Origin of the sequence: Chitinophaga nivalis (genome assembly GCF_025989125.1) — a bacterium.
GTDB lineage: Bacteria > Bacteroidota > Bacteroidia > Chitinophagales > Chitinophagaceae > Chitinophaga > Chitinophaga nivalis.
This window is the reverse complement of record NZ_JAPDNR010000001.1, coordinates 5,389,816-5,405,450: the sequence shown is the minus strand read 5'-3', so window position 1 is coordinate 5,405,450 and position 15,635 is coordinate 5,389,816. Positions and strand designations below refer to the sequence as shown.

Genomic DNA, 15,635 nt, shown 5'->3' with positions numbered 1-15,635 from the left:
CCAAAAATATATGTATATGAGGAATACGGCGGATCACAACAGGCAGGAGCCGGTGTCAGGTAGCTTCCTGCCTGCTGAAGAGGAACAGGCGCTTCCTGTAGTTTTGCAACAACAACTTTCTTATTGGAAAAAATATGTATTCAACGAAGATATTACTCCCCTGGAGTTACCGGCAGATTTTCACCGGCCGGCAGTGAAGTCGCTGGAAAGTGCCGCCGCCAGGTACCTGTTTACCGCAGCAGATACGGCGCTATTGCTGGAAACAGCGGCGCAGCACCGGGTTTCACTGTTAACGGTTTTAACGGCTGTTGTGTCGGTACTGCTTAAAAAAACAGCTAATCAGGACGACATTATATTGGGAACTGTCACCACCGGTGTTGCTGGTCTCATTAATAAGTTGCCGCTGCGTGCCCGCATAAGCGGAACGATGCGCTGTCATGAGCTGTTGTTGTACTGGCGCGATATTATTCAACAGGCGTTCAGCAACCGGGAAATACCTTTTGATGAATTGGTGAAGGAGTTGGATATATGGCAGGATCCTTCCCGTTCTTCGCTGTTTGATGTGATGGTGGTACTGGATATGGCCAGTATTACGGAGGTCGCAGCGGTGCCTCCGTCGGCAGTACCTGCTGCTACAGCGGGATATGACCTGACCTTCTTTTTTACTTTACAACGTGACCAGCTGCAGCTGGAGCTCACTTATAACACCACCTTATTCACCGCTGCTACGGCAGAACGTTTTATCGGGTACCTGGTCACTATCGCAGGTATTACGTGCCGTCATCCGGATAGCAGTATAAAAGCTGTTTCCGTATCCGACGCGGAAGAACTACAGCAGATTTTTTCCAAGGCAGATCAGACAGCGGTAGGATATCGGGAAGAGGATACTATTATTTCCCTGTTTGCCCGGGCCGTGGCAACATATCCGGATAATATCGCGCTGACGGCAAATGGCCGGCAGCTGACTTACCGGGAGCTGGATGTAAAGAGCGGGCAGCTGGCCCGGTTGCTGAAAGAACAATACCAGGTATTGCCGGAGGAGTTTGTGGCATTACACATGGATCGTACCGAGTGGATGGTTATTGCCATCCTGGCTGTGCTGAAGGCCGGCGCCGTATATGTGCCGGTAGATCCGGTTTATCCGGCTCCACGGATAACCTATATTTTGCAGGATGGCGACAGCCGGTTGCTGCTGTATGATGTGCCGCCTGCACATCCGCTGCCGGAAGAAGTGATACCGGTAGACATTACCCAGGTCAATACTGCATTGCTGACGCCTTATACGGCAGCGGTGACTCCCGGTCAATTGGCGTATGTTATCTATACTTCCGGCACAACGGGACATCCCAAGGGGGTACTGATTGAGCACCGGCATGTGAACAGACTGCTGTTTAATGATGCTGACATATATGATTTTAAGGAAACAGACAGTTGGTCTTTGTTTCATTCCTATTGTTTCGACTTCTCCGTCTGGGAAATGTATGGCGCATTACTGAAAGGAGGCCGGCTGGTAGTGGTGCCTAAGGTAGTAGCACAGGATGCCCTGTCATTTTATGATTTCCTGAAACAGGAAAAGATTACGGTGCTGAATCAGACGCCCACCGCTTTCCGCAGTCTGCTGATGAACAGCGGGCGGTTTGTGAAATCAGATCTGGCGGTGCGTTATGTCATCTTTGGCGGGGAAATTCTCCTGCCTGAAATATTGGTGCCATGGAAGAAAGTTTTCACGGAGTGTCGGATGATTAATATGTATGGCATCACGGAAACGACGGTGTTTGTGACCTATAAGGAAATTACGGGGGAGGAGATTATAGTCAACAAAAGCAACATTGGGAGAGTCATTCCTACTCTCAGTTGTTATGTGCTGGACCGGGATTTATCTATATGTCCCGTACAGACGATTGGCGAAATATATGTAGGCGGCGCCGGTGTGGCAAGGGGATATCATAACCGTGCAGCGCTTACGGCAGAACGGTTTATTGCCGATCCGTTCCGGCCGGGAGAAAGGATGTACCGTTCGGGCGATTATGCCCGCGTATTGCCCGATGGAGATATTGAATACATTGGGCGGAAAGATGAACAGGTAAAGATACGCGGTCACAGAATAGAGTTGGGAGATATTGAAAGCTGGCTGGCAAAACATACGGCCATCAAAGATGTATTGGTGCTGGCGGGAGAAAAAGACGGTGATAAATGTCTGATTGCCTACTATGTGGCCGATCAGAAGATAAAGGTGTCTGCCTTGCGGGAATATCTGGCAGACAAATTACCGGCTTATATGATTCCTGCTTATTTTATGCATCTGTCTCATTTTCCAATGACCCCGAATGATAAGGTAGATAAGAAAGCATTGCCGCCCGCAGCGATCGAAACAGACCATCAACCTGTAATAGTAGTGGGCAGCAGAGAAGAGGAGATGGCGACCATATGGTCTGAAGTATTGAAGATCGATAGGGGACAGATTAACAACACCACCAGCTTTTTTGAACTGGGGGGCGATTCGCTGAAAATGTTGCGGGTGATCAGTATGAGCCGGAATGCAGGTATGGCACTGACCCTGGATCAGTTCATGGAAACGCCGTATATCACGGTAGGCAGTAAAACTGCTGGTACAAATACAGCGGGGAAACAACGACTGGAAGATATGTTGAGGGATATATGGGCAGCAGTACTGCTACTAGATAAGAAGGAGATCAGGGCAGACAGTAACTTCTTTGAGTTGGGTGGAGACTCGCTGAAGATGCTGCGCGTAATAGCCATGTGCCGGGAAAAAGGCGTGGAGCTTACCTTGCAGCAGTTTTTGGATAAACCGTATATCACTACATCTGGAGGGGCAGCTAACAACGTAGGGATATCACCGGTAGAGCCGGAATATATAGTGGCAGATGATGTCAATGACGGGCTGAACTTTATGCTTTCACCTATTCAGCAGTGGTTCTTTGATCAGGACAATAACGGACGGAAACTGTTGGTGCATTCATCCTGGTATATAACAGCCGATTATGATATAGAGAAACTCCGTTTGTGTTTCATCAAAATACTGGAAACACATGATGCACTGCGGTTATCATTTGTCAAACATCATGGGGTCTGGTTTCAACGTTACCGGCCAGTTGTTGAGGTGGCCGCGATGCTGGTCGTCAGAGAGCTGAAAGACCAGCCGGATGTGGATTTGCAAACTTGTCGTGAAATGGCTTTGCAGGAAATCAGTACTACAGGTCAGACTACATTCTTTGCTGCCATCTACAGCGAAAATGACCGGCCGATACTCTTTATGTGTTGTCATCATCTGGTAGCAGATGCTGTTTCATGGCAAATTGTATTACAGGACCTTGAGTATTATTATTACAACATGCAATTTGCATTTGAATTGGATTCCGTGAACAGGTAAGGGTTACAGCATGGGTAATAATTATTTTTTTGTATGATGATTGTTGAATACAATATCTTTCTTTATCTTCAAGCACCGGAATGAAAAACCTTGAAAGCAAAAAGCAAAATGAACCATTACATTTTTGTAGCTAATAAAACTGAATGAATACTTCAGGAAACACATATCTGTAATTTATCTGATCGTTTGAATAGGAAGCGTAAGGCGTGATGGATAATATAAGCCCTGTTGTTTCAACTCAATATAAACCATTTCATTTAGCCCTGGATAAACCAGTTGCATGACTGTAATCCACAGGATTTTAATAGCCACCATTTTATTTCCAAATCATTTCCTTCACGGATCAGCGGTATGAGAAAATTACTTGTATACATATCAGTATTGTTATTTTTTTGCTATCATGAAACTGTTGCACAGACGGCAAAAACAATTGCAGGTGTTATTACAGATGCTTCATCGCGTAAGCCGGTATCATATGCCAGTATCACGCTGCTGGCATTTAGTGATTCTTCCAATGTAAAAATGGCTGTAGCTGATAGTACCGGAAGATATGAACTGAAAGATCTGAAGGCAGGCAGGTATTACCTGTATACAAAATGCATGGGGTATAAAGACAGGTGGGATACCATTAATGCATTACAGGAAAGTGATCGGGCCATCATCCGGGATATCGTGCTGGCATCTTCGGAAAATCAGGTGAAAGAAGTAGTGGTGGCCGGAAAGATACCGCCAGTGCAGGTAAAGGCAGATCGCGTTATTGTAAATGTGGCTGGAAGTGTGAATGCAACCGGTAGCTCAGTATATGAGTTATTGCTCAAATCACCAGGTGTGCGGCAGGGAAACGACGATGCCATCACCATCAATGGACGTACCGGTTTACAGGTATACCAGGATGGCCGTCAGCTTACCTTAAGCGGGAAAGAACTGACAGACCTGCTTAAAAGTATGCAGTCTGCTGATATCGGTACCATAGAAATCATTACCAATCCATCCGCCAGATACGAAGCCGCCGGTAATGCCGGTATTATCAACATCAAAACCCGTAAAGGGCAGGCGCTGGGCTTCAATTCCAATGTTACCCTGACCGCAGGATTTGGTTCCTATAATCCCAAATATGATGCAGGTATCAATCTTAATTACCGGATAAAGAAATTTAACTTCTTCGGCAACTATAATTACTTTACCGGAAACAGCCTGTGGACAATAGACTTTTTTCGTATACAGAACAATAGTAAAAATGAGCCGGTACATTTTGACCAGCGCTATAGAAACGTTATCCACAGCAGTATACACACGTTTAAAGCAGGAGCGGATTACTTTATTTCTCCACGTAGCCGACTGAGTGTGATTGTAGACGCCAATATTCCGGCTACGAAGAGCAGTGCCAATAGTATTACACCTATCTATAAAATACCCGGTAAGATCGACTCCACATTGCTGGCCGGTAACGAAGAGCGGAAAAGCAGTCATCTGTATAATTACAGTGTCAATTATCGCTACGCCGATAAGGACGGAAGGGAGCTGGTAGCTGATGGCAGCTATATCCGCTACAATATGGATGCAAACAGCTTTCAGCCTAATTATTACATGAATAATGGCGGTAATGGTACCAGCGCTGTCTTGTTTCATAATTTCAATGCTGCAAAAATTGATATTTACGCAGGTAAACTCGATTATCAGCAGCCACTCTTTGGCGGAACATTGAATGCCGGTGTTAAAGTCAGTGGAACCAGAACAGACAACAGTGTACATTATTTTAAGGTGGATAAAAACAACCTGCCGGAAACAGATACAGCGCGTACCAATCAGTTTGTGTATGATGAAAAAATATACGCTGCCTACGTTAACTATAACCTGGCAGTGGGTAAATGGACGTTTGTAGCAGGGCTCAGAGGAGAACAGACGAACGTAGATGGCCGGTTACGGACACTTTCCGGCAAAGGAGAACAGGCACTCGATAGCCAGTATATCAACCTGTTCCCCAATGTAGCGGTTACCTATGATATTAATGAGGATCATACACTGGAGTTATCCTACAACAAAAGGATCGACCGACCGGTTTATCAGGATCTCAATCCCTTTGAATTTGTATTGGATGAATTGTCTTACATGAAAGGCAACCCTTTCCTGAAACCGCAGTTTTCCAGTACAGTTAAGTTATCTCATGCGTTCAGGAAGTTTCTCACTACTTCGGTGAGCTACACAGATGTGAGAGATTTTATGGTGCGCTACCGGGATACGATTTCCGCTGGCAGAACTTTCCAGACCAACATTAACGTCGCTCACCAGTATACCTACAACCTCTCCACTACTGTGCAACTGGCTCCCCTCAAGTGGTGGAATTTTTACTATACACTGGGACTCTTCCATCAAAAAGTATCAGGAGTAATGGGCGGAGGAAAGGTGCCTATCTCTACATCCGATAACTTCTGGAGCATAACCGGCAGCAATACCTTTAGTATTGGTAAAGGCTGGAGTGCTGAATTATCGGGATTTTATAATTCAGATTTTCCGGACGTGCCGGCAACCATTTATGCACAGTGGCAGCTGGATGCGGGCATACAGAAAAAAATACTGAAAGACGCAGGCGTGTTGCGGTTAAGTGTATCAGATATGTTTAACTCCTTTGACTATACGTTGAAGAGAGATTTCGGAGGACTTTATTACACCGGGAGAAACAAGCGAGAAACACAACAGGTAAAAATATCATTCACATACAGGTTTGGAAATAATCAGGTGAAAGGCTCATCAGCAGAAGGCAATGGACTAAAAGATGAAAAGAACCGCATAAAATAATACGACCACCAGATAACATAGTTCAAAGCAACGATCAAAAACATATTTCGATTACCGGCATTTTAAGCAAAAAATCAGCTTATTGTTTAACCCGCTTGTCTTAAAATGCTAACGCTATAATTTATTGGGAACAAGATAAACTTTATTCGGCCTGTTTTTAAAGTAACTGATACAATATTGTTTACAACAGTTGTTTGTAAGCCTATGCATGATAACCCAATCATTTAACCCGATTAATACGATATACACCCGGCCCGGCATCATTTTCTGTTTACGGCGAATGCCTCCCGGATACCAGGGTGCTTCAACAGTTTGATTACTATAATGGACTGAATATACTAATGGATAATAAAACAGACATCTCAGTCATGTCTGTGATATATTATTCCGGTAGGGATATGCCTGTCAAATAGCGGCTGGATTTCTGTGCAAGCAGGAGACAGTACCTGATTGTTGTCTATTGTCTCGCATTTATGATGAACGATGGAATAACGCTTGTGGTATTTTTTTTATGCGCTGTTTCGCTGTCATTGGCTTTTAAAACCATACTGCTTTTGGAGCGCATGTGCATGTAAGGAACGCAACATCAGTGTGTCAGCAGACAGAAATGACTGCTATGAAAAATAATGCCATTCCGGGGAATACGCTTGTACGAACATCCAAATATTACCGCAGTACCGGTCGTGCTTTTTTACAGCAGGTATCCTGTATATACCTGTTGCGTATGGAGATAATTCGCTGCTCACCGTAAAGACAAACGGTTTCGCGAATACCCCTTTGCCGCCGGGAGTTCAGCATGCGGCCGGCGAATGGCAGGTACAAAGCGGACTTGAAGTGTGTAAGTAAATAAATACATCATCATACAGTTAACCTGCTAAGCGGCATGATGGAACTGCCGGCATAGCTTCCAGGTATGTCTTATTATTAACGCCAACGATTTTTTATGGAGTATAGCTCATATGGAATTTTCAGGCAGATAGCTGCACTTAACCCGGACAAAACGGTGTTTCATGCTGTGGAACAGCATGGAACATGTATTACATGTACAAATACCGCCTTGTTTTCAAATGTAAAAAGACTGGCTGCCCGGTTGGAACACTATGATATGACCAAACCGGTATTGCTGTTGTATACCGGCAGTATCGATTTTGTAGTCGCTTTTCTGGCTTGTCAGGCAGTGGGGGCTATTGCAGTGCCGATGTTCTATCCCAGAACCCAGCGGCACTTCATGCGCCTGCAGCATATCATAAACGATTGTTCAGCAGGACTGATCCTTTGTGAAGCCTCCAATCTTGCCGTGATCAGAGAAGGATTGGCAGCATTGCATATCCCCGAAGAGAGGATTGCCGGAACAGATTGGTCTGATGAAAACATGGACTCAGCTGCATTTGCTGCTGCAACAGGCGATAATAACATTTCTTTTATTCAGTATACTTCTGGTTCTACCGGCCTGCCTAAGGGAGTAGTGGTAACTCAGGAAAACATAGTAAGCAATCTGCAACAGATACAGGAAACATTTTCCTGTGACCAGGATACTGTTGTGTTATCATGGCTACCCTTTTATCATGATATGGGCCTTATCGGCAACCTGTTACAATGTTTGTATACCGGCTGTACCTGTGTGCTGGTGTCGCCCGTAGCAGTGGTGCAGCGCCCGGAAAGCTGGTTGCAGCTGATATCGCAGTATAAGGTAACACATAGTGGCGGCCCCAATTTCATGTACGACCTCTGTATAGAAAAAGTAGATGCCGATCGCCTGCTGGAAGAAGGAGTAGACCTCCGTACCTGGAAAATCGCCTATAATGGTGCGGAGCCGGTGAAGAAAAGAACGCTGGATGCATTCGCGGAAAAGTTCGCCAAACTGGCTTTCAATCCCGATGCGTTATTTCCCTGTTATGGCCTGGCAGAAGCCACCCTGCTGGTAGCAGCAGGTACCTATCGGCCAACAGCCGGATCGCTGGTATCTTCCGGTAAAATATGCCGCACCTTTGAAGTAGCCTTGTTAAATACCGAAACCGGAGAAGTTGCAGAAGAGGAAGGTGAGATCGTTATTCATGGTCCTTCTGTTACCAGCGGTTACCTGGGCCGCGACAACGATAGTTTGTTCTGTAATATAAATGGAAAACAGTTCCTGAGAACCGGCGACATTGGCCGGATACAAGCAGGAGAGCTATACATTACCGGCCGGCAGAAAGAGATGATCATCATCAACGGGAAAAATTATTTTCCCTACGACCTGGAGCATGAAATAGCCGCGGCAGTAGAAGCCTTATCATTTAACAATGTCATTGTATCCTACCTGGCTGATATAACAGAGTTACCCCTGGTGTTTGCCGAAATCGGCCGCCATACCAATCCGGAAGAAGCAGCGGTTATCCTGCAGCAGATCGATAGCGTAGTCATTGCGGTCACCAATATCAGTTGTATAGATATTGTGCTGTTGGGCCCGCGGAGTATGCCACGCACTTCCAGCGGCAAACTGCAGCGCATCCGCTGCCGGAAAGACTATCTCGAAGGGGCCTTGGAAAAAGTAATCGCCACTAAACGCGACATACCGATACCGGTAGATGCGTTGGCCAATCTGGCCATAACAATTAATCCGGATAACCTGGAAAAAATAGCAGACTTCCTCCGCTTGCTGATCAACCAGACCCTGAAACTGGAACTGAAAACATCCGACTTTAATGAAAATACAGAACTGATAGCGCTGGGCATTGATTCGCTGAAAGGAGTGGAGATGGTGAACCTGATCAATCATTATCTGCAACTGAATATGGAAGCCACCAGATTATTGTCTTTCCGTTATGTAAAAGACCTGGAAGAGTTTATTGCTAACCTGATTTGGCTGAGAAATGTGGAATCTGCCGGAGAAAAAATAACTATATGAAAGTATTAGAATTATTAAAGCAATTAAGGACCATTGGAATTGTGCCCCAGGCCGATGGAGATAACCTGAAGCTAAGTGGTAATACCAACGCTTTCACCCCGGCGCTCCGGCAGGAAATACAGGCACATAAGCAGGAACTGATAGCCTTTCTGACAGAAAGCAGGAACGCTGCAGCCATGGAAGTGATTACACCTGCCGGGGAAAGAACACATTATCCGCTTTCCAATGCACAGCGCAGGCTATGGGTACTAAGTCAGTTTGAAGGTGGCAACCAGGCATATAATATCACCACAGAATTTCATCTGAAAGGAACGGTTGTCAGAGAAAAATTTGAAGCAGCTTTCCGGCTCGCTGTTCAGCGGCATGAAAGCCTGCGTACTGTTTTCCGGGAGGTGGAAGGAGAACCCGTACAATTGATCCTGGAAGATATGCCGTTCGCTGTTTCGTATAGTGATATCCGTCATGTTGCTGATCTGAAGCGCAAACTGACGGAGGAAGTGGCGGCAGCCGGTAACTGGCTGTATGACCTGGAAAACGGTCCCCTGCTGAAAGTAAAGCTGTTGCAGATCGCAACAGATGAATATGCCATGATCTTCTCCATCCATCACATTATCAGCGATGGATGGTCTATTGGTGTATTGGTACAGGAGGTCATGCAGCATTACAAGGCATTGTGCCTGGGGAATAAAACCGATCACCGCCCGCTACCTGTTCAGTATAAGGATTATGTGATATGGATGGAAACAAAGCTGAGTGGCGACAGTACCAGTAAGGCAAGGGAATATTGGCGCAGCCGGAAACTGGGAGAAGTGGCCCCGATTACGTTACCCACAGATTTCAAAAGACCTGACACCAATTATTTTGAAGGGGCCAGTCTGAAACTATACTTCGAAAATGGGCTATACGCTTCCCTGGAAAAGTTTGCCCTGGACAACAAAACGACTTTATTCAATGTCTTCCGCGCCTTGCTGGGTGTACTACTGCATAAATTGTCCGGCCAGGAACAAGTGATTATTGGGGTGCCGGTAGCGGGAAGGCCCAGCAGTCAGCTGCACGAACAGATAGGGCTATACGTAAATACGCTGCCTTTGTTGTCGGTATTCGACGGAAGCCTTACCTTCCGCGAATACCTGAATCAGATATCAGCCGACTCCGTGCATTCACTGGAATTTCAGCACTATCCGCTGGACAGGATCATTGAAGAATCGGCCGTTAGCCGTAATGTGTCGCATAATCCGTTGTTTGATGTCATGATGGTATTACAGAATACCTCCATCGGTGATGGTACGATCAGCTATCAGCACCAGCACGGTTTCAGCCTGACACCGCTGGATGATTACCTGTATGGCGGCGACAGACGTCACCGGCCGGATGTAGCTGCAAAATTTGATCTTACCTTTAATTTCTCCTCTGAACCAGACCTCCGCTATTACCTGGAAATAGAATACAGCACCAGATTGTTTAAAGAGGAATCGATACGCCTCCTGTATGATATCTTCCTGTATATTATCCGCCAGGTAATGACAGCACCTGCCATTACGCTGGCGGCTATACAGCTGGCAGATGAGGCGGCCCGGAAACAGATACTGCATACCTTCAATACACTGGTGGGTACGGTGGAGGAGACAACGATCCTGCAATTGTTTGCCGCAAAGCTGCATAGTGATGAGCCGGTATTACTGACAGTAGATAAAACCTATAGTTATGCTGAACTGGATACGTATGCTACAGCGGTAGCCCATAAAATATATAACAGGCTGGCCGGCGGGCGGTGTACCGTAGCATTGCTGCTGGACAGAACGGAGAAAATGCTGTTTGCCGTTGTCGGATGTATGAAGAGTGGTTGTACCTATGTCCCGGTAGACGTTAATTATCCTGATGAGCGTATCGCCTACCTGCTGGATGATGCCGGAGCGGGCATCCTGTTGGTAGATGAGATTGGGAAACAACGTATCCCGCCAACTTATACAGGAAACATCATTGAACTGGACCTGCTAACAGCGGAAGACGCCCCGCTGCTCCACCTGCCGGCGGTATCACCGGATGATACGGCTTACCTGATTTATACTTCCGGTTCTACCGGAAAGCCCAAGGGAGTGGAAATCACGCACAGGAACGCCATCGCGTTCCTCAAATGGGCCGCTGATGAGTTCCGGAACACGCCTTATGAAATATTATATGCGGCTACTTCCTATTGCTTCGATCTGTCTGTATTCGAATTTTTTCTGCCTCTCATCCAGGGAAAAAAAATCAGATTGCTCACCTCCGCGTTACAGATACCGGAGTGGTTGCCTGCTGATGATAAAGTATTGCTGAATACAGTGCCGTCGGTGATCCGGAGCTTGCTGGAACAAAAGATAGACTGGACAAAAGTGGTAGCGGTAAATATGGCGGGAGAGGCAGCCCCGCTGATCTTTAAGGAGCAGTTGGATTATCACCGGATCGCCATCAGAAATTTATACGGCCCTTCGGAAGATACTACTTACAGTACCGTATACCGTTTCAGGGATGATAGATATGATACCGTGCCTATTGGTAACCCTGTCGGCTATACGCAGGCGTATATTCTTGATAAAGATGCCAATCTGCTGCCGGTGGGGGTGGAAGGCGAAATCTGTCTTTCCGGCCTGTCGGTGGCAAAAGGATATTTCAATAACCCGGAGCTGACGGCAAAGAAATTTGTGCCCAACCCATTTGTACCGGGGTTGGTGATGTACCGTACCGGAGATACCGGCAAATGGCTGCCCGACGGGCAGCTGGCATTTACCGGCCGGATGGACGACCAGGTGAAAGTGAGAGGGTTCCGCATTGAACCGGGTGAAATTCAATACCAGATAGAGAAGGTAACCGGTGTAGAACAGGCGGTAGTCACCATGCAGGAATTGAACGGTGAACAGGCCATTGTAGCCTACTGGAAAGGAGATATGGCGCTGGATAGTGTGGTCATAGCCACCACGCTGAAACAATGCTTGCCCGGGTATATGCTGCCATCCTGTTATATCCGGCTGGAAGCTATTCCTTATAACAGCAACGGCAAAGTAGATAAGAAAAAATTGCCTGCTCCGCAACACGGCGCTGCGGAAACAATTGTGCTGCCTGCTGATGAATGGCAACAGGTTCTGTACGACTGCTGGCAGAAAGTACTGGGTACTGGCGACTTTGGTATCACGCATAACTTTTTTCAACTGGGTGGTCATAGCCTGAAAGCCGCCCGCCTGCGTACACTGATTGCAAAAGAAACCAGCCGTGAGCTCACCCTCAACGAAATATTTCTGGCGCCTACCATCGCACAACAGGCGACCCTGCTGCAAGAGAAAACGCAGCATCGCCGGCAGGTTATCGCGCGTGCCGGAGAGGCAGCTGACTATCCTTTATCTTTTACACAGGAACGTCTTTGGGTGCTCACCGGTTTTGAAGAAGCATCCAGGGCTTATCATATGCCGGCGGCCTTCCGGGTGCAGGGTGCTATCAATCATACTACCCTGGAAGCGGCTTTTCGCATGGTGATGGCGAAACATGAAAGCCTGCGTACCGTATTCAGAAAAGGCACACATGGGCCTGTGCAGGTGATACTGCCTGCAGCAGACATCCGGTTTGCAATCAATATTTATGAACAACCGTTACAGACAAAAGCGGAACAGGAAGCCTTCCTCAGAAAACAATGGCAACGCGCCTTCGATCTGGAGCAGGGGCCATTGCTCCGTTGTTTGCTGCTGATAACGCCGGAAACGACTATTCTCTCGTTCTGTATGCATCATATCATCAGCGATGGATGGTCAATAGGCGTGTTGTATAAAGATGTGGCGGCTGCATACCGGCAACTGGAGGAGAATGATGCTACTTCATTGCCATTGCCCGACGTGCAATACAGAGATTTTGCCGTATGGCAGCGGGCACATCTTACAGATGAGGTCTTGCAGCAGCAGTTGTTATACTGGAAAGAAGCGGTGTTTGGTAATGAGATCATTCCGTTGGAACTGCCGGCGGATTTTCATCGTCCGGCGGTGAAAACCTACAACGGAGCCACTTACCGGCAGTTGTTTACAAAAGAAGATACCAGGTTGCTGCAGGAAACGGCATTGAAACACGACGTGAGTCTGTTTATGAAATTGATGGCCGCTGTTTCCGTATTGCTGAAAAAAACAGCCAACCAGGAAGATATTACGATCGGCACGCCGGTAGCGGGGAGAGACCAGATGCAGTTGTACGATCAGATAGGTTTCTTCGTCAATACATTGCCGTTACGCATGAAGGTAACCGGAAGCCTGAGCTATAGTACCCTGCTGGCACAGTGGCGCAGCCATATATTACAGGCGTTCGACCATCAGTATTTCCCCTTCGAATTACTCGTGGAGGCCTTGCAGCCCCGGCGTGATCTTTCGCATTCTCCGCTGTTCGATGTAATGGTGGTGTTGCAGGAGGCAACCGGTATCAGCGGATCGGCGACTACGTTTTCAGATGGTGTGGTGCTGGAACAGCTACACCTGGATGCCGGGGTCACTAAGTATGACCTGACTTTCTCCTTTGAAGTGAAGGAGGAGCAGCTCTTACTGGAACTGGAATACAACACCGATTTGTTTGTGGAAGCAACGGTGGCAAGGTTTGTGGGCTATCTGCAGAAAATCATACATACAACCTGTCTTGCCCCCGATATCCTGATAAAGGATATTGCCGTGTCCGGGCAGCGGGAGTTGCAGCTGATATGTGACAAGGCAGATCAGACAGCAGTAGGATACCGTAAAGATGAAACCATCGTATCCCTGTTCAGGCGGATGGTGGCCGCTTATCCGGACAATATTGCCCTGAAGGTAAAGGACAACAGTATCAGTTATCAGGCATTGGATGAAAGCAGCGGAAAGCTGGCCAGGCTGTTAAAAGAACAATACGAGGTCGCCTCACAGGAGCTGGTGGCATTGCATATGGATCGTTCCGAATGGATGCTGGTAGCCATACTGGGCGTACTGAAAGCAGGAGCAGCATATGTACCCATAGATCCGGCCTATCCGGCTGCGAGGATCAGGTATATAGTATCCGATGCTGGAAGCCGCCTGCTATTGTACGATATATTACCCGTGCATGCATTGCCGGATGACGTACTGCTGGTAGATGTTGCCCGGCAGCCGGATGAAACGCTGACGCCCTATGCAGCCGCTGTACAGCCGGAAGATCTGGCATATGTGATCTATACTTCCGGTACAACCGGTCATCCCAAAGGGGTATTGATAGAACACCGGCAGGTGAACAGACTGTTTTTTAATGATGAAAATATTTTTGACTTCACCGAAAAAGACAGTTGGTCATTATTCCATTCCTACTGTTTCGATTTTTCGGTATGGGAAATGTATGGCGCCTTGTTGAATGGTGGCCGGCTGGTGATGGTACCGAAAGAAACAGCGCAGGATGCGCTTTTGTGCTACGATTTTCTGAAAGCGGAAAAAATTACGGTACTGAATCAGACACCTACTGCTTTCAGAAGTCTGCTGTTATTGAACGGACAACGTCTCGCACAGGAGGACCTCCGGGTGAGGTACGTCATTTTTGGTGGAGAAGCCCTGATGCCAGAACTATTGGCGCCCTGGAAAAAAGTATGTAGCGAATGCCGGCTGATCAACATGTATGGTATCACCGAAACAACGGTGCATGTCACCTGGAAAGAAATTACCGATGAAGCGATTGCGTTGAACAAAAGTAATATCGGCATACCTATTCCCACACTCAGTTGTTATGTACTGGATCAGGACCTGACTTTATGCCCGGTGCAGACCATCGGTGAACTATGTGTAGGGGGCGCAGGAGTGGCAAGAGGATATCATAACCGGCCGGAACTGAGCCGGGAAAAATTTGTACCGCATCCGTTTAAACCGGATGAACGCATTTATCGCTCAGGGGATTTCGCCAGAATATTATCCAATGGTGATATAGAGTATATCGGCCGGAAAGATGAGCAGGTGAAGATACGCGGTCACAGAATAGAGATGGCGGAAATAACCTCCGCTTTGCTGGCACTGGATGAAGTAAAAGATGCGGTGGTACTGGCGAAGAAAAGTGCCGGCGATGCGTATGAACTGATGGCCTATATCATTCCGGCAGCATCGGCAGATGTACCTGCCGCCAGCTGGCGCGGGCTGCTGGAAAACCGCCTGCCTGCCTATATGATACCTACCTGCTTTTTCCTGCTGGAAGCATTCCCGCTCACGGCAAACGGTAAACTGGACCAGCAGGCTTTGCCTGCATCTCTACAGGCAACAACTATCGGCAGTACTTATATAGCACCCAGGAATGAGATAGACAGACAGATTATTGACATCTGGAAAGAGGTATTGGACAGAGAGGTCATAGGACTCCGGGATGATTTCTTCGACCTCGGTGGCCATAGCCTCAAAGCAGCCCGGGTGATTTTAAAGATCCAGGAGATATATGGCGTAAAGATAGATCTGAAGAATCTCTTCATCTCACCTACCGTAGAACATCTCTCCAACTTTGTGGAAACGATGAAGTGGATGGAGGATGAAAGTAACAAAGCAGAAGAGAACCAGGAAGAGCTGATACTGTAAAATAAGT

Annotated in this window: 4 protein-coding genes; all 4 read left to right on the top strand. The window is 47.1% G+C overall.

Annotation, left to right across the window (positions count from 1 at the left end; all coding sequences use genetic code 11):
• Positions 1-16: 16 nt before the first annotated feature.
• The 4 genes from OL444_RS20960 (at position 17) to OL444_RS20945 (ending at position 15,628) form a co-directional block, all read left to right on the top strand.
• Positions 17-3,391, top strand: coding sequence for a non-ribosomal peptide synthetase (locus tag OL444_RS20960; RefSeq protein ID WP_264729958.1), 3,375 nt, complete (start codon positions 17-19; stop codon positions 3,389-3,391).
• Between the two features lie 351 nt (positions 3,392-3,742).
• On the top strand, positions 3,743-6,187 hold the full coding sequence (locus OL444_RS20955) for a TonB-dependent receptor (protein WP_264729959.1): 2,445 nt from the start codon (positions 3,743-3,745) through the stop codon (positions 6,185-6,187).
• A gap of 943 nt (positions 6,188-7,130) precedes the next feature.
• Positions 7,131-9,074, top strand: coding sequence for an AMP-binding protein (locus OL444_RS20950; protein ID WP_264729960.1), 1,944 nt, complete (start codon positions 7,131-7,133; stop codon positions 9,072-9,074).
• Positions 9,071-15,628 carry a non-ribosomal peptide synthetase gene (locus OL444_RS20945; RefSeq protein WP_264729961.1) on the top strand — a complete coding sequence of 2,186 codons (6,558 nt, stop codon included), beginning with the start codon at positions 9,071-9,073 and terminating at the stop codon, positions 15,626-15,628. The genes OL444_RS20950 and OL444_RS20945 overlap by 4 nt, the downstream gene beginning before the upstream one ends.
• Positions 15,629-15,635 lie beyond the last annotated feature (7 nt).